Genomic DNA, 22,294 nt, shown 5'->3' on the forward strand with positions numbered 1-22,294 from the left:
AAACAACCTAAGCCCGTTGAGCACACAACGGACTTTTTTTGTGGTTGAATTTAATTAGTCGTGATTATAACCACGACGCTACTAACTATCGCGATGACAATAACCACTGCGATAATTAGCACAATCTGAACGTCGTGATCTAATCGATCGAACTGTTTCAATACTTTTGCCAAGTCGCGCCAATCTTCACCTAGTTCACAAAAGAAGCCTCAATTCATTATGAATCAAGACTTCTAACCCTTAAACTTCCTTTTTAACCCATCGCCGCAACAATCTGCTGAGCAATCACGGTTGGGGTCATCTCAAAGCTGCGCAACACCTCGTCCACTGATCCACTCACACCAAATTGATTAATTCCAAAGACCAGTTCCGGCTGTTGAACATAACGGTGCCAGTAATTGCCGACACCGAATTCGATTGCCGCCCGCGGATGGCCCGAATCACCAATCAACGCTTGCTTATCAGCTACACACTGCTGGTTAAAGCGTTCATACGACGGCACCGAAACGACCTGACTATCAATCTGCTGGGCTGCAAGTTCAGCTTGAACCTGTAAGCCCAAACCGACTTCTGACCCAGTTGCCAGAATTGTCAACGCCGCTGACTGCTTGGCTGGCGCGGCAATATAGCCGTCCAGCAATTGCAATGCCGCTGGTGCCTTAACCGTCAGTTGTGGTACGGCTTGCCGCGATAAGATCAAGGCGGTTGGTCCCGTCGTTTGGCTTAACGCAAATTGCCAAGCGGCTTTGGTCTCCCGCAAATCTGCTGGTCGAATGACCGTCAAACCTGGAATACTACGCAGATTTTCAACTTGCTCAATTGGTTCGTGCGTTGGCCCATCTTCACCAACCGCAATGCTATCGTGCGTAAAGATATAAATCACAGGCAGCTTTTGCAACGCCGCTAAGCGAATTGCTGGCTTCATATAGTCCGCAAAGACTAAGAACGTACTGCCAAAGATTCGAGTACCCCCATGTAGCGCGATACCATTCATCACCGTACCTTCCGCGAACTCCCGAATGCCAAACGCAATGTTACGTCCCAACGGCTGATTATTACTAAACCATTGTTCACCTTGGATGAATGTCTTATTAGATGATGATAAGTCGGCCGAACCACCCCATAAGTTTGGTACTGTTTGCGCAGCAGCTTGTAAGACCCGAGAGCTACTAGCTCTAGTAGCCTCATCCCCTTTAGCCGGTACGGCTTGCAAAGGCGTTTGCCAATTAGCTGGCAGCTGACCCATTAGTCCTGTTTGGAACTGTTGTGCTAAGACCGGATATTGGTGCTGATAACGATCGAATAGGGCTTGCCAAGTTGCTTGGGCCGTTTCGCCGCGAGCCACAATTTCGTTAGCAAATCGATCCGCGACCACACTTGGGACCGTAAAAGCCGGTTGTTCCCAGCCTAATGCTGATTTAGTGGCAGTCGTTTGCTGACCCAATGGCGACCCATGAACTTTGTACGTCCCGGCTTGTGGCGATCCGTAGCCCAACGTACTCTTAACTTCAATTAAGGTTGGCCCATGTTGATTCGATCTAGCAGCTTGTAAGGCATCGCTAACCTCAGCCAAGTCGGTCCCATCAGCAACTTGCAAGACGTTCCAATGATAAGCCTTGAAGCGGGCTGCCACATCTTCACTAAAACTATTACTGAGTGGACCATCTAATACGACATCATTGGAATCGTACAAAACAACCAACTTATTCAAATTCAAATGACCAGCCAGACTAGCGGCCTCATGCGATACCCCTTCCATCAAGTCACCATCACCCGCTACCACATAGGTATAGTGATCAACAATCGGTAATCCTGGCCGATTATATTGTGCGGCCAGATGCTTTTCGGTCATCGCCATCCCAACTGCCATCCCGAAGCCTTGGCCCAATGGTCCGGTCGTTGCCTCCACTCCGGGCGTCACCCCATACTCCGGATGACCTGGTGTCTTCGACCCTAACTTCCGAAAATGTTTCAAATCATCTAAACTGACCGCATAATGACTAAGATGTAACAGACTATAAAGCATTGCCGAACCATGACCAGCCGATAAGACGAAGCGGTCACGGTCAGCCCAATTCGGTTGGTTTGGATCAACTTTTAAGTAATAGTTCCACAAGACATAACTCATCGGTGCAGCCCCCAAGACAATCCCCGGATGCCCCGACTTAGCCGCCTCAATACTATCAATACCTAACATTCGCACCGTATTCACGGCTAACTGATCAATTTCATCAAATCGCATGTTGTTGAGCCACCTTTACTTCATTTAAGTTGCTGGTGACCCCTTCATTAACGAGCCACCCGCAGTTCACGAATCTTTTGCCGGACTTGTGCACGATCACTAGCACCCAAGATGGGACTAATCATGACCGTTGGCAAGTCGCTGTCAACCAATGTCGTCGCCAGTAATAACGCGACAGCTGGGACGGGATGTTGTTCAAAGTCTCGCTTGGATTGCACGCCCACAACTTGCAATTCCGGATATAAACGCGTGACCTTACTGCGCAATAACTCAGCCGTCCCAATCCGAGTATCCCCGATAATTAGCGTTTTCAGCTGATATGGATGCCGTTCCAGTTCAGTGGCAAAGTACACCGTTGTCGCCGCAACTTCATCTAACGGCACCGGTGCTAACTGGTACTCCGCTGAGATTTTAAGCGATGCTTTTTGCACGGCCGCAAACAGTTGTGGATATTCCATTTGAACAGCCGTTAACAAGTTGTTCTTCATCACAATTTGTTGTTGCAGTCGATTCAGCATTGGCCCGATATGCGCGGTCAACGCCGGGCGAATCGGACTAAAATCAAGCGGATGCGCTAAAAATAACGGGACTAATTGGAGGTAGCGCGCGACCACTTGCGCCGTTAGTGGTAATTGTGTTTGCCCTTTGGGTAGCCGCTCATAGTAATGCGACGAAATTAAATACTCAAACACATAGAACGCTTCTACTGCCGACAAGCTAACGTTTAAAAACTGTTCAATATCCTGCTTGATCACTTTTGACACTTGATAAACAGTGTTATTGGCAGTAATCAACTGTTGCTCATTGGCAGTCAGCTGCACTTGTGAAAGCCGGGCGGTCCCGGTCGTACGCGTACGTTGGACCAAAATATGCAAATGCGTAAACAAATTGATATCGTAAGGATGCGGTAGTTTAATTTGGAGCAGCCGTTCAATCTTTTCAATCTCGTTCGTAATGAACAAGACGTCAATCTGATTAGCTGGTTCCATAACCCGGTTAGAACTACTGGCATCCATTAATTGCATTGCCCGCATTTGATCAGTTTGTGCCAAGATTGCCTTACGTACCGCCGTTTCGTTACCCAGAATGGTCACATGATGTGCACTACGACTGACCTTCAATTGAAATGATTGTAATTGCTGCGCCAGCTTCACCAAATCCATACTAATAACCGATTCACTGACGAAAAAATGAGCCGCACAGTCAGCTAAGCGTTGATGATTAGGGGATCGATAGAGTAACTCCAAAGCTAATAATCGTCGCCGCTGAGCCGCTGGATAACCCGTTGCTTGCAATTGCGTGGTTAAAGCCGCCTGATCCAGATTAGGCGTCAGCTTGACCCCTTTCCCTTTGACCGTTATAACTACCGGTTGAGCCATTAACGTATTAAGATAATGAATAGCCCGATAAATCGTCTTGGCAGAAACCCCAAAATAATCCGCGACGGTCTGAGCTTTAACGTACTGTGACTGACTCGCTAAATAAGTTAAAATCATTTGATAAGTCGTTGTGCGCATGCTGGCTGACCTCCTTGCTTTCAAATATATCAGTTAATATTGTTAGCGCTTTCTTTTAAGTGTCCACTGATTAATGGACACTATTTTATCACGCGATCCCATTAAACTCCAAAAGCCATTTCTCAACCGTCAATACTGCTTTGCTTTAGTTGACTGGAAAACGTAATCAAGTATAATAAAACTGTAAGATCGTTTGTGTCACGACACAAAAAGACCAGCATGATTGGACTCATGCTAGCCTTTGGTTTCAATCAATGCTTGCTTCGTGCTCGTATTGGTTGTGACGCGACCTAAGAAGCTTCTGATAATTATTACATTTTAAAGCCACTTAAGCCCGTTGCTGCATACAACGGACTTTTTTTGTGGCTGAATCTCTAATTAGTTGCGCTGAGCACGATGACAGTACCGATAATTGCAATGGCAATGACCACGGCAACAATCAATACTAACTGAACGTCATGTGCTAATTTTCGAAATTCTCTCAACGCTTTTGCAACGTTCAGCTTGATGAAGAACAAACTGAAGACCCGTCTCCTAACTAAATTGCCAAGCAAATACTCATCCACTGGCAACACCTCCCATATTTAGGACGCGCCACCAGCAATCGCACACAGAAATTGTTGCCGATTTAATTGTACTACACTGGTTATCTTTAGCCTAACGTTTCCAGTTTTAAACTTAGCCAAGTGCCGTATGACTTTAATTGACTAAACGCTGCATTCACGTATACTATATGTATAGGATCGTTTGTGTAATGACACAAAAAGACTAGCATGACGGGAATCACGCTAGTCCTTGGTTTCAATCAATGCTTGCTTCGTGCTCGTATTGGTTGTGACGCGACCTAAGAAGTTTCTTGCTAAATGAAGCTAAAAACCACTTAAGCCCGTTGGTACAAACAACGGACTTTTTTTGTGGCTGGATCTCTAATTAGTCGCGCTTAGCACGATGACAGTACCGATAATTGCAATGGCAATAACCATAGCAACGATCAATACTAACTGAACGTCGTGTGCTAATTTTCGAAATTCTCTCAACGCTTTTGCGACGTTCAGCTTGATGAAGAACAAACTGAAGACCCGTCTCCTAACTAAATTGCCAAGCAAATACTCATCCACTGGCAACACCTCCTATATTTAGGACGCGCCACCAGCAATCGCACACAGAAATTGTTGCCGATTTAATTGTACTACACTGGTTATCTTTAACCTAACGTTTCCAGTTTTAAACTTAGCCAAGTACCGTATGACTTTAATTGACTAAACGCTACATTCACGTATACTATATGTATAGGGTCGTTTGTGTGACGACACAAAAGGACTAGCATGACAGGAATCACGCTAGTCCTTGGCTTCAATCAATACTTGCAACGTACGCTTATTGATTGTGACGCGACCTAAGAAGTTTTATAATATCTTGTTGCTTTTAAAACAACCTAAGCCCGTTGTCCCACAACGGACTTTTTTTGTGGTTGAATTTAATTAGTCGTGATTATAACCACGACGCTACTAACCATCGCGATGGCAATTATTAATAACCTAGTATTTCCGATTTTAAACGCAACCGCCAAGAGTTTATTCATTTGCGGTCAACTTTACCATTTAGTCTAGTTTACTTAATCAAAAGGCAACCACTACGTTGGGTAATCTCTAAAATTGACATTTACCTTTTACAATGTATTAACATGGTAGCCAATAATTAACGCCGGGCGGCCCAGAATTGGCTCAGCGGTGTTATTTATCTTAGTCGTGATTTGGCGACTTAGATAAAGCCCCGCTTGTGAGACCGTACTTTGACTGACAACCGCAGCCACCACGTTCCAGGCAATCATATCCAACTCGTATCAAGCGTAAGTAATCCCGATCTTTTTGTCGCTATCTTAATAGCTAAACCGTGCGACAAAAGGCAGTTTGCTCCGCTTAACCCAAAAGCCGTGACTATTCCATACCCAAGAATAGTCATGGCTTTTGGGTTAATGCTCACAACCTGTCACCTTTTGTCCCACTCTAGCCAAAAAGAACCGCACCCGACGTGCCTAGCCGAAGCTAAGCCGCCAAGTGCGGTCCACTTTTAGTCCGATTTTAATTAATTCAACAAGGTGAATCGGATAGAAGCCTTATTTTTCAACACCTTCGCCGTCCCATTCACGTTCGAGCAAGGTCTTTAATTCGCTAATCAATGGTTCACGAGGATTAGCGGTCGTGCATTGATCTTCGTAAGCTAATTCAGCTAAGTGATCAACGCTTTGATCGAAATGAGCTTTCTCAACCCGGTTTGCCTTTAATGATAAGGTAACATCCATTGAATGTGCCAAATCAATATATGCTTTAACCAAACTTTCCTTCAATTCTTCATCAGTCTTACCTGGTAAGCCTAACGCCCGTGCAATGTTAGCATAGTCGCCCAAAGCGGTGTTGTAGTTATACTTCGGCCACATTGCCAACTTGGTTGGAATTTCGGCGTTGTAACGAACAACTTGTGGGTAAGTGATTGCAATGGCTAAGCCGTGAGGGAGATTGAATTCCCCACCTAATTTGTGGGCAATGGAGTGGTTAATCCCCAAGAAGGCGTTGGCAAAAGCCATCCCAGCTAAGGTTGACGCATTATGCATCTTTTCACGTGCATACTTGTCACCATCATATGAGGCTTTCAAGTACTTGAAGGCTAATTGTAAGGCCTGAATTGACCAGCCACGAGTGTAGTCCGAAGCCATCGTTGAAACATATGATTCAGTGGCATGGGTAATGACATCCAAACCAGTCCAAGCCGTTGTCCGTGCTGGAACCGTTTCAACAAATTGTGGGTCAATGATGGCGATATCTGGTTGCATCGCATAGTCAGTTACCGGGTACTTAACATGGGTCTTGGAGTCCGTGATAACCGCATATGGCGTTACTTCAGAACCAGTCCCAGACGTCGTAGGAATCCCGATATAAGTTACCTTGCTAGCAACTGGGACCTTGTAAGTCCGCTTCCGGATATCCAAGAATTTCTGCTTAGCGCCTAAGAATGAAGCTTCTGGATGTTCATAGAAGAGCCACATCCCTTTGGCCGCATCCATTGCGGACCCACCACCTAAAGCAATGATTGTATCAGGTTCAAAGGCCTTCATCCGGGCAACCCCTTTGTAAACGGTGTCCGTTGATGGGTTTGGTTCAACTTCAGAGAAGATATCGATGTCGACTGGTTCGTCACGCTTCTCTAATTCAGCGGTAACGCGGTCAGCATAACCGAATTTGACCATCCCGGGGTCACATACTAAGAAGACGCGCTTGATTCCTGCCATATGTTCTAGATACCGAACGGCGTTACGTTCGAAGTAGACCTTGGGAGGCATTTTTACCCATTGCATGTTGTTCCGACGCTTCGCAACTGTTTTGATATTAATCAAGTCCATATCTGAGACGTTATGTGAAATTGAGTTACCACCATATGAGCCAGTCCCTAAGGTCAAGGAAGGTTGCATATTATTGTAGATGTTCCCGATACCACCAACTGATGATGGGGTGTTAACTAAGATCCGGCAAGCTGGCATTGCTAAGCCAAATTCTTTAACTAAGTCGTCATCTTCGGTATGAATCCCAGCAGTATGGCCTAAGCCACCATAATGAAGGAGTTCGTCAGAAATCTTGAAGGCTTCTTTATGATCCTTTGATTTGTAAAGGGTCAAGACTGGTGATAATTTTTCGCCTGAAAGTGGGAACTTCAAGCCAACGCCGTTAATTTCAGCGATTAAGACCCGGCAGTCCTTTGGTACATCGGTTAAGCCAGCCATCTTCGCAATGTTATAAGCACTTTGACCAGCGACTGGGCCACGAACGGTGTGCCGGTTAGGATCGATAACAGCTTCCGTTAATGCAGCAATGTCCTTTGGTTTAACAAAGTAGCAACCTAAACGTTTGAATTCAGCTTTAACATCACTATAGATATCAGCGTCCACAATCGCACTGTTTTCAGTCGCACAAACCATCCCATTATCGAAAGTCTTTGATAAGACAATGTCATTAACGGCTTGCTTGAGGTTAGCTGTCTTTTCAATGTAGGTTGGGCCGTTACCAGGACCAACACCCAAGGCTGGTTTACCTGATGAGTAAGCGGCGGTAACCATGCTAGGACCGCCAGTTGCTAAGATGGTGGCAACATCTGGATGATGCATTAAAGCATTGGTACCTTCCAAACTTGGATGTTCAACATAGAGGACCGCATCAGCTGGGCCACCAGCCGCAGCAATCGCCGTTTGGAGAATGCGAGCAGCTTCGGCACAAGATTTTTGAGCTTGTGGATGGAAGCCAAAGACAATGGTGTTACGACCCTTTAATGAAATCAAGCTCTTGAAAACAACCGTTGACGTTGGGTTAGTTACTGGGGTAACCCCAGCTACGATCCCGACAGGTTCAGCAATCTTCATCATTTGGGTTTCATCGTCGTCTTCCAAGATCCCAACGGTTTTGTCATGACGGATACTGTTCCAAATATATTCACTGGCGTAGATGTTCTTGATCGCTTTATCTTCCACGACCCCACGCTTGGTTTCTTCAACGGCCATTTTAGCCAATTTCATATGATTATCTAGAGCTGCAACGGCTACTTGTTCACATAAATTATCAATTTGTTCTTGTGAATAGTCTTTCAATACCGCCAAGGCTTTCTTAGAACGTTGCACTAGTTGGTCGACTTCAGTTTCTACAGTGGTTGCCTTTGTCTTGTTTTCTTTGAGCATGGTGCGTTCCTCCGTTTCAAAATTCCTTGTGAATTAATTTACAAGCTCTATTATACGATTGGCTTGTGATTTTGCAAGCGTTTTCTAAAAATTAGTTTGATAGTTTTTTTAGTTTTATTTTAAAACGTTGATTTGTCGGCATTTGTTGTCAACAGAAAAGTTCGGCTGTTAAGTTTGTTTCTTAACAAGACGGGCCGCTTAGCGTATAAGTGGGCCATCTTATGACCCGAAAATGGCCAAAGTACAAACTAGTAATGACATCATTAATGTGCTATTCTTTAAATGTAATTACTAGTTTGTACATTAAGGAGATGAGCGCATTGAAAAACCGAACAAAAACCCGTAAGCAAGGGAACTCAATCACCCTAACTGTTCCCAGCAAATTCAATATTCAAGCCGGCGTTACCGTTGAACCAGAGCTAACCACTGAAGGTATTTTTTATCGTTTCACCGATGATAATCCAATTTTTAACTTTGACGCTGATATTTTAACTGACCTCATTGCAGAAGGTACACCAACTTACAACCTCGTACACGAATTCAAGAAACGACAACAAAGTGTTCCTCAAACTTTTGAAAAGATTGCCAAGGAAACACTAGCCAACGAAGCGCCCCTATCAAAGTCAGACTTTGAGCATGAAATTGGCTTATAATATTCAACCTTCCAGACTAGTCAAAAACTATTTAAAGAAGCTTAAGGATCCCAGATTAAAACAATATTTTGTCGATATTATTTACCAAGTTATCGCGATTAACCCAACTGCCGAAATAGAAAAGTCTGGTGATTTACATGGTATTTACGTTCAAACATTTAAGTATCACGGCACTAGTTATCACATTGCATACGTCATTAACGACGCAACAACCGTTTTGCTACTAGTGGCTGGTTCTCATGAAAATTTCTACGCGATTTTAAGACGCTATTACTACCGATAAGTTACCCAGTAACATTAAAGGACCTGGAAATAATCCCAGGTCCTTTCTTGTCTCTTCTATTCATATCAACGACTCAATAATGATCAAGCCCAATTACAAGCCTTTCTCAATCAACCGCCAGAGCCGCTCAAACCGAGCTTGGTAACCAGGGGCATTCCAAGTTGCTTTAAAGTTAGGTAGCGTAAACGTGGCAAATGTCGACAAAATGAGTTCAGCGCGGGCATAATTTTCATCATGATAGTTCATGATCGTATCAATCACCCGGTAAGCATCCATTAAGACCGCTCGCAAAGCTAACGGTTGGTTATCAATGTATTGGGTATTGAGCATAAATAGTTGTGGATTCGTATTGTAGGTTCCTTTTTTAGCCGTAACGAACGCCCACAACCAAGCATGCAATTGTTCGGCCGGTGTTCCAGCCGTTGTGCGTTGAATCTTATCGATGATGTCCCGCTTAAACCAAGTCGCAGCGACTGCTTCCCAAAGGGCTTGTTTGTTGCGAAAGTGCTTATAAATAGCCGCATGGGTCATTCCAAGTTGGGCCGCAATCTGGTTAAGGGTCACTCCGCCATTACCGGCTTGAGTGATTAACATCTCAGCCGTGGCAATAATGTTGTCGCGTGTATTTCGTGCCATTTTTCCTCTCCTTAAGCGTTTAATTGAGCTTAGTTTAACATAATTCAATTAATAAAGTTACTTTATTTGATTTTTGTAACTTTTCTTGTTATGCTAGTTTCAGTTACAAAAACGACAAAATATTACCTGAGTCAGATAAAAAGGGGCTTATTAAACATGCAAGCAGCGCAATTAATGAAATATGACAAAAATTTCAAACTCGTCGTCCGCGACATTCCTAAACCAGTGCCATATGACCATGAAGTCCTCGTTCAAGTTAAAGTGGCCGCGGTCAATCCATTGGAACACTTGATTGGCAGTGGCAGTGTGAAGTTGATCCAAAATTATCCGATGCCTGTAACCATGGGTAACGAATTAGCTGGGATCGTCACCGCAGTTGGGTCACAAGTGCAGCACTTCCAAGTCGGAGATGAGATCTATTCACGATTACCACTGACAAAGATTGGTGCTTTCGCCGAATATGTTGCCATTGACGAGAACGCCGTCGCCTTAAAACCTAGGAATCTTGACTTTGCCCATAGTGCGGCCGTTGCCTTGACCGGTCTGACAGCCTATCAAGGATTCACTGAAGAATTAGCGGCACACCCTGGTCAATCTGTCATGATTCCTGGCGGTTCCGGTTCCTTTGGGCAACTTGCCATTCCGATTGCCAAGTCCCTAGGGCTAAACGTGATGGTCAGCGGAAATGCACGCGGGGAACAAAGTGCTGCAGCTATGGGCGTCTCACAATATTTCAACTATAAAAAAGAAAATTATTGGGAACACCTTGCGCCAGTTGATTTTGTGATTGATACCATTGGCAAACGCGAATTAGCTCATGAATTATCCGTTTTGAAACCCGGTGGCCGTTTACTCTCATTACGCATCGGTCCTAATCGCCGTTTTGCCCAACAACACCAGTTATCAGCTTTCAAGACACTACTCTTTTCAATGGCGGGGGCCTCACTTGATCGTCAAGCCAAAAAAGCCGGCGTCCAATATCACTTTATTTTTGTCCGCAGTGATGGTGAACAGCTAGCCAAAATCACCAAGATTGTGGAACAAGCAAACATTATCCCAGCGATTGATCCGACTGAGTTTACCCTTGACCAAGTAAATGAAGCTTTAGCGCTAGTTGGAAACGGACACCCTAAAGGGAAAGTCCTCATCAAATTTTAGGAAGGTAACTACTATGAGAAACTTTGATTATACGAAAGCACCCACCCAAAAAATAACAGGCAACAATGGCGTCACCTATGCATATCGTGATTTAGGCGACCCAGTTGGCATCCCACTAGTTACCTTGACGCATCTCTCGGCTAACTTGGATAATTGGGATCCAGAAGTTATTGACGGTCTGGCCCAACATCAGCGCGTCATCACCTTTGATTATCAAGGCGTTGGCAGTTCAACTGGAAAAGTTCCAAGCAGCATTCAAGGCATGGCCAAGGATGCGTGGCAATTTATCGAAGCCCTTAAGCTGACTAAGGTTAACCTCCTCGGCTTTTCAATGGGCGGCATGGTCGCGCAAGAAATGTTACTTCAACAACCTAAAGCGGTTCAGCGCGTTATTTTAGCGGGAACTGGCCCTCGTGGTGGCGAAGGGATCGAAAATGTGACCAAGATTTCCGACTTGGATTTGGTTCGCGCCCTCGTCACCTTTACCGATATCAAAACAACCTTATTCTTTACCCGAACCGTTAATGGCAAAGCCAGTGCCAAACAATTTATAACGCGTCTCAAACGACGTCAACAACAGCGTGACCGCACGATTTCTTGGGGCGCTTATCGGCGTCAATTAAGAGCGATCAATCGCTGGGGCCGGGCCCAACCGGCTGACCTTTCTGTCATTCGGCAGCCGGTTTTAGTCATCAACGGTGACCATGATCGGATGGTCCCAACCAAGCCGAATACTTACGACTTGCACCAACAACTAGCTAATAGCGATCTCGTGATTTATCCCGACGCTGGCCACGGTAGTATCTTCCAAAATGGCCCTGATTTCGTTGAACGCGCCAATGCCTTTTTGGCTTAGTTCGACGACCTGATTAACAATCATCCAACTTTAAAAAGCAGTTCATCGGAAAACTTCCCGTGAACTGCTTTTTAGTGTGTCTACACTTGGCACTAGTTGAAATTGTCGCCTGCTAATTGGTTCCTAAATTTGTGGTCGACAATAGATAATTATTAGTTCCGATTAACTAACGGCGGGCGGGCCAGAGTGACAATTTAAACCAACTAGCACCAAACCTAGTGGGTCAAAAAAGAGCATCGGTTAATCCCGATACTCTTCAATAACCTTAAGTTAACGTCGTCCAAATTAATTGCAAATTCAAAATAATTAACACTACCGCGACGACCCAAGCCGTATACTTGACCCATTTCCGGTTCGCAAATGATCCCATCAGCTTTTTATCACTCGTAAAGATAATCAGCGGAATCATCGCAAATGGCAACGCAATCGACAAGAAGACTTGTGACAACGTCAGGAGACTTTCAATCTTAGCTTCATTGCCATGGTAGTAAACTGCAAAGATTAAGACCGGCGTAATCGACATCAGCCGCGTCAATAACCGTTGCGCCCATAATGGCATTCGCAAATGAATAAAGCCTTCCATGATGATCTGCCCGGCTAACGTCCCGGTAATCGTAGAACTTTGACCAGAAGCTAACAGCGCAATCGCAAACAACATACTCAGCATCGGACTGGCAATCGCCCCCACAATCTGTGGGTTGCTCAATGCATTGAATAAATCTGCGAAACGGCCCAAACTACTGTGCGTGCCATAAAACAGCGCCGCACCTAAGATTAAGAGCAAGCTGTTGACCACAAATGCCAATGTTAGTTGAATATTTGAATCCGCGATGGTGAAGCGAATCGTCTTTTTGACAGAGGCTTCATCGTGAATGTCATACTTCCGGGTCTGTGAAATTGATGACCCCAAGTACAGATCATGTGGCATCACCGTGGCCCCAACGATCCCCAACGCCAAGTACAACATCGGTTGATTCGTTAAGATCTTAGCTCGCGGTACATAACCACTTAAAACGCCTAAAGCATCGGGCTTCGATAAGAAGACTTCATAGGCAAAGACTAACAAAATGACCGCAACTAAAGTGGCCACAATCGCTTCGATTTTGTGGAACCCCAACTTCATTAAGAAGAGGAGGATCAACACATCAAAAGCCGTAATCGTAATCCCGACAATCAGTGGGAACCCGAACAATAATTCCAACGCAATCCCAGACCCAATAATTTCAGCAATATCAGTCGCCATAATTGCTAATTCTGTAATGATCCACAGGCCAATACCCGCCCACTTGGACGTCCGCTCCCGCGTCAACTGCGCGAGATCACGGCCGGTCACAATACCGAGCCGGGCCGACATCGCTTGCAAGAGCATCGCAATCAAACTAGATAGTAAAACGACACTCAGCAAGGTGTACTTGAACTGCGCACCCCCACCAATCGAGGTGATCCAGTTCCCGGGATCCATGTACCCGACCGCAATCAGGGCCCCTGGTCCAGTATAGGCTAGCAATGTCCGGAAATAACCTTTATTTTCCGGCACTTCAATCGTGCCATTGATTTCATCTAGGCTCTTTCGTTGGGTCCCAGTTTCTTTAATGAACTTACTGGTCTGCTTTTTTTCGTCCGTTTTCGGTTTCAAAACGGTCCGCCCTCTTTCCACATCCAACTCCTGAGGGGTTGATATTTAGTTTTTTTAGTTACCGCACCACAATAACTGAGATAGGTGCTTTTCGTGCTAACCGTGGCCCAATCGCGCCCGCAATCTTCGAGTGTGCAAATTCCGTATCGGCCCCAGTAACTAACAAATCGGGATTAAAATCAGGAATCACTTGCTCCAAAATCACGTCGTCTACATCTCCGCCTTCATAAACGAGCGGTTCAACCTTTTTGATGCCGGCCTTTTCAGCCAATTGGACATAACTTTGCACGACATTTTCCACGTGCTTTCGTTTGGCGTCGATCTTTGAAGGGGTCAGCGAATCAAAAATATTGATATCTTCGCTTTCCATTACTGAGACGATTCCCAGTGTCACATCATAATCGTGCGCTAAGGTCGTTGCATAACGAAATGCCCGTTCTGATGACGTATTATCATCTTCATCCACGGTTAATAAGACCCGTCGATAAATCAATGGATCATTCATTTTACTGCTCTCCATATTTCGTACCTCCGCATTGAGTTGACTTGGTATCTGCCACTGTTATTATAACAGTTTCAACTACGGCTCGCCGGTTTGTTTAGGTCGACCTAACGTGCTTTTGGAATGGCAAGTAACGTCTGTTGCAGCCAGTTCACATAGTAAGCTTCCCGACCAATCGCATGCTGTAAGATCAAATAATGACCGTAATTTTCAGTCTGGCTAGCCTTGGTTGGAAAGACCATTTTTAACCGTGCTTGCAAGTGTGCCAACTTATCTGTGTGCAGCCGTCGCTGTTCATATAGCATCGGTACCAAGCGGGGGTCACGACTAGTCCGAATAAAATACAGCTTCAAAATAAACTCGTCCTTGGTCGCCGTCAAATCCGGGGTGCCATCGCTAATCCAAGTATGCAAGAGCTGTGCCCCGGTAGCCGTAATATGATACAGCTTTTTTTCCAGCTTAGCCCCGCTAATTGTCACTTCATGCGTGATATAACCTTGGTCTTCCAACCGCTTTAGTTGTGGGTAAATTTGGCTATGCTGAGCTTGCCAAAATTCACCGATCTCATTATCGAACGCTTTAGTCAGATCATACCCGGTTAATGGTTGTTGATTGAGCAAACCTAAAATAATAAATTGCAGTTTGTTTTTCTGTGCCATACGAGCAACCCCCTTGACGAAATGTTAACTTCAGTATACACTAACCTTGTTGTTTAAAACATGTCATTAATTACACGTTTTAATTAACCTAATTTAAACAAAGAAGGCTTTGACAAAAATGAGCAAAACATTTAAAACTTTAGACGACTTTTTAGGCACCCACTTTATTTATACTTACGATAATGGCTGGGAATACGAATGGTATGCCAAGAATGACCATACCGTTGATTACCGGATTCACGGCGGCATGGTGGCCGGTCGTTGGGTCAAAGATCAAGAAGCTAACATCGTGATGTTAACCGCTGGTATTTATAAAGTCGCCTGGACAGAACCAACCGGAACCGACGTTGCTTTAGACTTCTTACCTAATGAAGGCAAAGTCAATGGGACCATCTTCTTCCCAAAATGGGTTCAAGAACATCCTGAAATCACCGTTACCTTCCAAAATGAACATATTGATGTCATGGAAGCGGCCCGTGAAAAGTATGCCACTTATCCTAAACTGGTCGTCCCTGAATTTGCGACGATCACTTACATGGGTAACGCTGGCCAAGACAACGATGAGGTCATTAGTGAAGCGCCTTACGCCGGTTTACCAGATGATATTCGTAACGGCAACTACTTCGATGCCGATTACCACCGAATCAAAAAATAATTGTTTCACGTGAAACATCAAAGCGACCGTCACTGATGAAAATTCATCAATAACGATCGCTTTTTATTTTTTAATCGTGTTAGAAATCGTTTATCTACTATAGAAGCTTAATCGTTAGTCACATCGAGTTGGACACTGCCAAGGTTTTGATCAAAATCAGCTTGCCAATGACCAGCCGTTAAGAATGGTGGTAAGACAAAGGTCCCGGAAGAAACCCGTTGACCAGCTGTTAACGATTTGCCTTGCGCCGCCAGTTTGCCCACTAACCAGTGCAATGATTTTAACGGATTGCCTAAAACTTCACTGGCCACCCCATCTTTTAAATGTTCATTATCATGCGTAAGACTGCATTTGACAGTCGCCACCGCATCAACGGAAGCAAACTGCTGATCAGTATCGCGTTCTTCACCATAGACCACTAACCCGCCAACCGCGGCATCGGCCACCACTAAGTTCTTCGGTAAATCTGGGAACCAGTCAGCAAAACGTGAATCTGGTAGTTCCAGTCCCGGTGCAACCGTCGTCTTATGCCGTAACTCATCTAAAGAATCATCCGGTGAAAGCTTTTCCTTGGCTTTAAAGACCAATTCAACTTCTACTAGTGGCGTCATTAACTGGCCTAACCGCACCGTCGTGGGCGCCGCTAAGAAATGATTGCTGAATTGTGCTCCGTACAACGGTGCATGCGCATCAAACATTTTTTGGGTCTCTTCGCTAGTTAACGACACTTTATAACCGCCAACCGGTTGATTCTTGAGAGTGGTCAGTTGCGCTTGGACGCGATAAGCTGCATCCTCATCTGCAACGGTGTCAGTAAAGTCGGCCATGGTTAACGCATGTTGTGTCTGGTAAGCATCAAATAATTGTTGGGCAAATTGTGTTTCTGTTTCAGTAGTCGTTGTTGTCATAAGCGTGATCTCCATTTCTATGTGTTGGTACTTAGTTACTATGCTATGTGTATGCTAAAATATGTTTTTTTCTATGTTCTTTTCTATGTTTTTCATTATGTGTCCGCATGCCGCGGCCTTAAAGTACTATGTGTTGTTACGATGTGAGCGTCTAAATGCGACGCGTTATGTGTCCCGATTAACTTAGTATTGACCTACTATTAACCATCTTTGGAGGACTTGAATCCGCAAAGTTTGGTTGACCAATCGGCTAGCTATCCGACTTACGCCCCTTGGGTAACTAGCCACCCGAATGTCCGATTCCACTGTCCTCACCACCTTTAATTGACAACAAAAAAACGTCCTTCACGAGCTCCATTGAGTTCGTTAAAGGACGTTGATAAAACGGGTTACCACCTTTGTTCGCGTTGACCTCACAGCCAACACCTTAGCGCGTACAGCCAAACGGCGATACGCCGGTACACTAATGGGCACCATCCAGAACCGCCTCCATTGCTTTCGGGGTTCAACTCAAAGGTGATCTTATATTAAGTCGCCATGACTGCCTTGCACCAATCTGCAGCTCGCTAACTAGGTGATCTTAATACCGTTCCTTCTCGAAGTCTTTAATCTAAATTTAATTAATGATTAGAGTTTAGCGCCGGTTTTTCGACTTGTCAAGCTAAATTATTAAAAAAAGATGAGATTGTTTTAAAATCCCAGTTAAGCTTTTCCCGACGCCCCAGCCTTCTCAGACGACTATGATATAATAGGCTGGAAAATATGAGGTGAATAGAAATGAAAAAGAATCGTTTATGGGCGATTATTGGGACCATTGTTGTTGTGGCCGTAATCGTGATCGGGGGCTGGTTAGCAACTAATCAGCATGGCAGCAAGACGACTAAGTCCAGTAGTAGTCAACCAACAACGCAAGCAGCTTTAAAGCCCGCTTACGTTAAGAAGACGGTCCGGGTAACCAACCGTTTATGGTATATTGCTGGTAGTATCAAGAAGCCGAACAGTGGGAACGGCATGGAAGCTTATGACTTCAAAAAGAACGGTAAAGTCGTCATTTATAACATTCCAAAGTTTTATAGTAGTAAAGCCGCTGCTAAAAAGGCTAATAATTTGAACGTCTCTGGTACCGTCAATTACACGGTCAGCCAGAATAAAAAACAACAAACGGTCGTCAAACTCAAAGGGAAGCTCTCTGGTATTGATTTTGCTCAGACGTTAACCTTGAAAAAGACCGTTAACGGCACTAATGGCAAGCTACAATTAACAGGCTACCATGTGGCCCGCGACGTTGATAAAGACGTCACCCAAGCTGTTTTTGTCCGCGTTAAATAATCTCAATCATAAAAAAGTGAGCTGGAAACCCCAGTTCACTTTTTTTGATAGTTAAATTCAGTTTTCTGAACTATCTTGTTTTATACGAATATACTGCTCAGTATGCGTATCCCGCAACGTATAATTTGGCGGTAACGCATCGCGGTCCGCCTTAACAATCTGAAAGCCAACCCGACGATAAAACCGCAACGCCGACTCATTTTCCATCACACATTTCAACGTTAACGGGGCCGTGGCATACTGCCGTAATTCCGTTAGCAAGGCCGCGCCGACCCCTTGTTGTCGAAAGTCAGGGGCGACAAATAGTAGATGAATAAAGTTAGCTAACCGATAAAATGAACTAAAACCGGCCTGCTGACCATCAATCCAGGCCACCAGAATCAATTCCCCGCGACTATCTTGCTCAAAATCAGCTAACTTTGGCTGCGTCACCCAAGGAAAATCCTGTTGCCGATCAATTAGATAGATCTGTGCTAAGGCTGCATAATCTGCTGCCGTTGCCGGTTTAATTTGAATCATTGCCATTATTCAGCACCCCCATTGCGTCCGTCATTGCTTCTTATTATGCGAGTTTGCTGGATAAAAAACAATCTTTTAACGATTAGCCTATCCTTCAAGTATACTAATTAATTTTCCTTAAAACAGACTTTTGTGATACCTCATTCTATAATCGCCTCAGCAGGCTATACTGATTATTTTTGGACTTTAATCAAGGCCTCATAGCTGTCATTTATTTAGCACCTCTGACACGCCCCTTAACTAGCTTCAAACCCGCAGTAGCGGTATAATACGGTAATAATCTGTCATGATGAAAGTAGGGGAACCATGCGAACAGCAATTGTAACCGATAGTGCAAGTTATCTATCAGCAGAAGCTATCAAAAAGTACGACATTCACGTTGTACCGATCACGGTCATCTTTGGCCAACAAACATATTTAGAAAATGTTGAAATGACGTCCAAAGAATTCTACGAACGGATGCGCACTGCGCCCGAATTGCCAACAACGACACAAATCACGTTGGGACAAATGCAACAAATGTACGACCAATTAGCCGCTGAAGGTTACGATGCCGTTATCAGTATCCACCTATCTTCTGGAATCACCAGCTTCATCACGAATCTGGAGAGCTACTTACCCAATATTACGAATATCAAAGTCTACCCGTTTGATTCCTTGATTACTGCGGGCGGTGAAGCGTATATGGCCTTATTAGCCGCTAAGTTAATCGCTGCGGGGCAAACACCTGAGCAAGTCATCACACAATTAGAAGTATTGCGCGACACGACTGAGGTTTACTTTGTCGTTGACAATCTCAGTCACCTCGTGCGTACCGGCCGTTTATCAAACGCTTCCGGTTTAGTCGGGAACCTCTTACGTATCAAACCCGTCCTGACCTTTGAAGATGGGAAAATCGTGGCGATTCAAAAAGAGAGAACGATGCGGCGAGCGTATCAAGCTATCAAGGCCAAGCTAGCGGCGGCCATTGATGCCGCCGATTATCCGCTACGGGTCACTATCGAAAATGGGAATAATCCCAAGATGCAAGCTGAATGGACCGCTGACCTAGAAGCTAGCTTTCCAGGTATTAAGATCGTTGAAGGCGAAATTGGCCCAGTGGTCGGTGTGCATGTTGGCGAAGGCGTGATGGGCTTAATCTGGGCTCGTGATTGGGAACAATGGCCTACTAAATAATGCAAAGCAAAAGAGCAAGCTGACTAAACAGTCAACTTGTTCTTTTTTAAAGCTTACTTTTTCTTTGCTTTTTTCTTTTTGCCTTTTTTCTTAGGTTTAACTGTTGGCTGGGCCTGCTTTGCCACTAACTTACGGGCCTTTTTCAGTAATTTCTGTTGACCCACCGCGTCTAATTGTTGCCACAACGTTGTTAACTCATCATCAATAACCGGCGTGACCGGACTGTCCGTTGTTGATTCAACAACGGGTTCAGTGCCTAACAACCAATCTGGATTAACCGCCAATGCTTGCGCCAAGGTCGTAACCTTATCATGCTTCGCCACATATTTGCTGCTCAACCATTGACTGATTGAGGAGCGACCAATACCCGTTTGCTTTGATAATTGGGCGGAAGTCACATTGGCTTGTTGCATTGCCGTTTTTAACCGATCTGCAAAAACACTCATGGACGTATTCCTCCTAATAGCTTAGTGCAACGGATCCCAAGCTGGCAACCGTTTAGCTGGTTCCGTCAATAATGCTTGAAATTCAGGGGCTAAGAACCGCTTGTGTACGACCACTTCATAGACATAGTCATTAAACCAATCCTGACTCATCACAAAGTAACCTTGATCGCCATTAGCGGTTCCCCAACTATTTTCAACTTTCCATTTAGTTGGCGTATCATCCACCAAGTCAACGCCCGTCAAAGTCATGGCATGGCTGACTTCGCCTTCACCCGTCTGTAGCCGTTGCGCCTTCGTTAAATGATCGTTAACACCAATCAACTTAGCCGTTTCATATAAATGCGCATCTAAATAACCTGCTTTACGATCTAGTTGCCGCAAAACATCATTCCCGAACCAAATAGTTTCGCCGGCTTGTAATTGTTGGACCGCCACATCGGTCAGTACACCCATATCAACGTTCAAGAAGGTAATTTTTTTACCACCGATAATATTGTCTTCGTCTAGTAAACTATACAACTGATTCAGTGGCTTATCCGGCGAGTTCGTGACGACCACATAATCATCCAGATCTGTTGCAAAATAATCCTTAAAGAACGCTTGTGGTGTGAGATCTGCGACTCGGTGATAGGTTTTATCGTCATCTCGGTATTCCAAATCAAACTTGGTCGGTGGTTCGCCGAAAGCATAAACCGCTAGCCGATAAACTTCTTGTAACATCGACTTTTCTAAAGACTGTAACTCAGCTTCACTCGCACCATCCATGACTAATTGCCGTAACTTTAAGCCATCTTTGCGTAATTTCCGCGACAAAACGGCTTGAAAATCACTGGTGTTGTTACTGTTATACGTCTCAGGCATGGCACTAGCGGGAACAACGCCGTATTTTTGTACAAGTCCTGCTGCCATCGCCCATTGACCACCATCTTCACCCGGATTGTCGAACAAGAACTGAACGAGTCGATCATTGATCGGTTGCCGCGCCGTTTGTTCCACATTGCGGTAAAAACTGTTTGCTCGTTCAATTTTATCCCAGAAAAATAAATAGCTTTCTGATAATTCAAAATCCTTAACATGATTTTTAGCGGCAAATTTATGCCGTAACGTGTTCAATAATGAGAACTCCCAGCAACGACCGCTATGCTTCTGATTGCTGACCTTACCAGTCGGCACTTCCACTGAAAATGTCCGGTCTAATCGGCTCGCCGCCGTCTGATCATAACTGGCGGCTTTTAAACCATTCTTGGTAATTGTCCGCGTCAATACTGGCCCCACCGGATCAGTAGCTTGTTTTGCACGCATGGCAGCCAAAGCTGATTGTGTTAATGCTATTGCCATTCTAATGACCCCCATTTTAAGTTTTTCGGCACTACCGATACTTCCCAGCAGCGCATGTTTGTTAATTAACTTGCCTTCAGTTTAGCCTTGTTTTAAAGCGATTTCAATTAGTGACCACAGATTTGTTTATTTATCTAAACAAAAATCGTTCCGCAAACTAACCAAAACGGTTAGTTGCGCAACGATTACGTTTTTAATATCCAATTGCATTTACATTATGCCGCTTAGTCGCGCTTGTATCCCAGAATGGGACCTTCACGACACCTAAAACCTTTTTAGCTGGCACAAAGCCCCAATACCGACTGTCATTCGAGACCGAACGATGATCCCCTAAGACAAAATAACTATGCTTAGGAACCTTCGTCGTCTGAATCGACCATTCATTCTTATTGGACAAGCCTTGTAGGTTCCAGTCACCGGTCCCTTGCGTACGCTCAAATTGGCTAATAAACCTTTGATTGACCTGCTTACCATTGACATAGAGCTGACCATCCCGCGAACTGACTGTATCCCCAGGCATGCCAATCACGCGCTTCACATACTTCACGTTTTTCGAAGTCGCATCCGGATCAACCCGATACGCATTGAAGACAATCACGCTCAAATGCTTGATCGCCACGGTCTTCACAACGGCGACCCGCTCATTGTTTTCCAGATTAGCTTCCATTGACGGGCCATCGACCCGGACCATTGTAAATACAAACCGCCGAATAAGTAACGCAATCAGTAGCCCCACGATGATTGGTATCACCCAGCTCATAATCTCCTTAAACATCTTCATCAACCAAATTCTCCCTTTACCTGCATACAGATTCTCAATTATTATAATCCAATTAATAGTCGTTGTCTGTTAATGCTGGGCCCTTTAGTGAAATTTAGTGATTTACGACTAAATAGACACTACGCTTGGTACTAGTTGAAATTGCCGCCTGCCGGTTGGTTCCTAAAATGCTGGAACGCCATGGGCCATTTTGAAGCCAAAGCTGAGGCGTACCCCAAAAGTTGGAACTTATAATTTAACAGTTTGTTGTTCGAACACTACTGGTGATAAGTCGTTCAGT

The 22,294-nt window shown here is 44.6% G+C and carries 22 protein-coding genes; 7 read left to right on the top strand and 15 right to left on the bottom strand.

Annotated features, from left to right (window positions below; all coding sequences use genetic code 11):
• Window positions 1-253: 253 nt before the first annotated feature.
• From tkt to adhE, 6 genes are all read right to left on the bottom strand, one after another.
• Entirely contained in the window at window positions 254-2,242 is a 1,989-nt protein-coding gene (gene tkt, locus FFM77_RS07490) for a transketolase (protein WP_137635151.1), read from the bottom strand.
• A gap of 47 nt (window positions 2,243-2,289) precedes the next feature.
• On the bottom strand, window positions 2,290-3,759 hold the full coding sequence (locus tag FFM77_RS07495) for a BglG family transcription antiterminator (RefSeq protein ID WP_137635152.1): 1,470 nt from the start codon (window positions 3,757-3,759) through the stop codon (window positions 2,290-2,292).
• Between the two features lie 374 nt (window positions 3,760-4,133).
• A complete protein-coding gene (locus FFM77_RS07500; protein ID WP_137635153.1) occupies window positions 4,134-4,325 on the bottom strand; it encodes a hypothetical protein in 192 nt (63 codons plus the stop codon).
• Between the two features lie 360 nt (window positions 4,326-4,685).
• Complete coding sequence (locus FFM77_RS07505; protein ID WP_137635154.1) at window positions 4,686-4,877, bottom strand: hypothetical protein; 192 nt, start codon at window positions 4,875-4,877, stop codon at window positions 4,686-4,688.
• A gap of 551 nt (window positions 4,878-5,428) precedes the next feature.
• Entirely contained in the window at window positions 5,429-5,590 is a 162-nt protein-coding gene (locus tag FFM77_RS13965; protein WP_171001578.1) for a hypothetical protein, read from the bottom strand.
• Between the two features lie 285 nt (window positions 5,591-5,875).
• Window positions 5,876-8,479 carry a bifunctional acetaldehyde-CoA/alcohol dehydrogenase gene (gene adhE, locus FFM77_RS07510; protein ID WP_137635155.1) on the bottom strand — a complete coding sequence of 868 codons (2,604 nt, stop codon included), beginning with the start codon at window positions 8,477-8,479 and terminating at the stop codon, window positions 5,876-5,878.
• 320 nt (window positions 8,480-8,799) lie between these two features.
• Here adhE and FFM77_RS07515 point away from each other — a divergent pair, with 320 nt between their 5' ends.
• Window positions 8,800-9,132, top strand: a complete 333-nt coding sequence (locus FFM77_RS07515; RefSeq protein WP_223876802.1) for a toxin-antitoxin system — start codon at window positions 8,800-8,802, stop codon at window positions 9,130-9,132.
• The gene (locus FFM77_RS07520) at window positions 9,116-9,415 is read left to right on the top strand and encodes a type II toxin-antitoxin system RelE/ParE family toxin (protein WP_223876803.1); all 300 of its coding nucleotides are present in this window, start codon (window positions 9,116-9,118) and stop codon (window positions 9,413-9,415) included. Before FFM77_RS07515 ends, FFM77_RS07520 begins: the two co-directional genes overlap by 17 nt.
• A gap of 93 nt (window positions 9,416-9,508) precedes the next feature.
• Here the strand turns inward: FFM77_RS07520 and FFM77_RS07525 are convergent, their stop codons facing one another.
• Complete coding sequence (locus FFM77_RS07525; RefSeq protein ID WP_137635157.1) at window positions 9,509-10,051, bottom strand: TetR/AcrR family transcriptional regulator; 543 nt, start codon at window positions 10,049-10,051, stop codon at window positions 9,509-9,511.
• Between the two features lie 156 nt (window positions 10,052-10,207).
• Between FFM77_RS07525 and FFM77_RS07530 the strand changes: the two genes are divergently transcribed.
• On the top strand, window positions 10,208-11,209 hold the full coding sequence (locus FFM77_RS07530) for an NADP-dependent oxidoreductase (RefSeq protein WP_137635158.1): 1,002 nt from the start codon (window positions 10,208-10,210) through the stop codon (window positions 11,207-11,209).
• A gap of 13 nt (window positions 11,210-11,222) precedes the next feature.
• Window positions 11,223-12,065 (top strand): alpha/beta fold hydrolase, encoded by an 843-nt coding sequence (locus tag FFM77_RS07535; RefSeq protein ID WP_137635159.1) that lies wholly within the window; start codon window positions 11,223-11,225, stop codon window positions 12,063-12,065.
• 265 nt (window positions 12,066-12,330) lie between these two features.
• Here the strand turns inward: FFM77_RS07535 and FFM77_RS07540 are convergent, their stop codons facing one another.
• The 3 genes from FFM77_RS07540 to FFM77_RS07550 all read right to left on the bottom strand — a co-directional run bounded on the left by FFM77_RS07540 (window position 12,331) and on the right by FFM77_RS07550 (window position 14,862).
• A complete protein-coding gene (locus FFM77_RS07540) occupies window positions 12,331-13,701 on the bottom strand; it encodes an Nramp family divalent metal transporter (protein ID WP_137635160.1) in 1,371 nt (456 codons plus the stop codon).
• A gap of 58 nt (window positions 13,702-13,759) precedes the next feature.
• Window positions 13,760-14,221: a universal stress protein gene (locus tag FFM77_RS07545; protein WP_137635161.1), complete on the bottom strand. Its 462-nt coding sequence runs from the start codon at window positions 14,219-14,221 to the stop codon at window positions 13,760-13,762.
• Window positions 14,222-14,310: 89 nt separating this feature from the next.
• A complete protein-coding gene (locus tag FFM77_RS07550) occupies window positions 14,311-14,862 on the bottom strand; it encodes a PadR family transcriptional regulator (protein ID WP_137635162.1) in 552 nt (183 codons plus the stop codon).
• A 118-nt stretch (window positions 14,863-14,980) separates the two neighbouring features.
• Between FFM77_RS07550 and FFM77_RS07555 the strand changes: the two genes are divergently transcribed.
• The gene (locus tag FFM77_RS07555; RefSeq protein ID WP_137635163.1) at window positions 14,981-15,517 is read left to right on the top strand and encodes a phenolic acid decarboxylase; all 537 of its coding nucleotides are present in this window, start codon (window positions 14,981-14,983) and stop codon (window positions 15,515-15,517) included.
• Window positions 15,518-15,624: 107 nt separating this feature from the next.
• On the opposite strand, the gene FFM77_RS07560 is transcribed toward FFM77_RS07555, so the two are convergent.
• Entirely contained in the window at window positions 15,625-16,425 is an 801-nt protein-coding gene (locus tag FFM77_RS07560; RefSeq protein ID WP_137635164.1) for a 2-keto-4-pentenoate hydratase, read from the bottom strand.
• Window positions 16,426-17,202: 777 nt separating this feature from the next.
• On the opposite strand from FFM77_RS07560, the gene FFM77_RS07565 reads away from it, so the two are divergent.
• Entirely contained in the window at window positions 17,203-17,754 is a 552-nt protein-coding gene (locus tag FFM77_RS07565) for a hypothetical protein (RefSeq protein ID WP_137635165.1), read from the top strand.
• Window positions 17,755-17,811: 57 nt separating this feature from the next.
• On the opposite strand, the gene FFM77_RS07570 is transcribed toward FFM77_RS07565, so the two are convergent.
• A complete protein-coding gene (locus tag FFM77_RS07570; protein WP_223876804.1) occupies window positions 17,812-18,279 on the bottom strand; it encodes a GNAT family N-acetyltransferase in 468 nt (155 codons plus the stop codon).
• A 300-nt stretch (window positions 18,280-18,579) separates the two neighbouring features.
• On the opposite strand from FFM77_RS07570, the gene FFM77_RS07575 reads away from it, so the two are divergent.
• A complete protein-coding gene (locus FFM77_RS07575) occupies window positions 18,580-19,449 on the top strand; it encodes a DegV family protein (protein ID WP_137635167.1) in 870 nt (289 codons plus the stop codon).
• 53 nt (window positions 19,450-19,502) lie between these two features.
• Here FFM77_RS07575 and FFM77_RS07580 read toward each other — a convergent pair whose 3' ends face one another.
• The 3 genes from FFM77_RS07580 to lepB form a co-directional block, all read right to left on the bottom strand.
• The gene (locus FFM77_RS07580; protein ID WP_137635168.1) at window positions 19,503-19,895 is read right to left on the bottom strand and encodes a helix-turn-helix domain-containing protein; all 393 of its coding nucleotides are present in this window, start codon (window positions 19,893-19,895) and stop codon (window positions 19,503-19,505) included.
• A gap of 21 nt (window positions 19,896-19,916) precedes the next feature.
• Entirely contained in the window at window positions 19,917-21,233 is a 1,317-nt protein-coding gene (locus tag FFM77_RS07585) for a C1 family peptidase (protein WP_137635169.1), read from the bottom strand.
• 193 nt (window positions 21,234-21,426) lie between these two features.
• Window positions 21,427-22,014 (bottom strand): signal peptidase I, encoded by a 588-nt coding sequence (gene lepB, locus FFM77_RS07590; protein ID WP_137635170.1) that lies wholly within the window; start codon window positions 22,012-22,014, stop codon window positions 21,427-21,429.
• Window positions 22,015-22,294 lie beyond the last annotated feature (280 nt).

This window comes from Lactiplantibacillus songbeiensis, assembly GCF_005405125.1.
Taxonomy (GTDB): domain Bacteria; phylum Bacillota; class Bacilli; order Lactobacillales; family Lactobacillaceae; genus Lactiplantibacillus; species Lactiplantibacillus songbeiensis.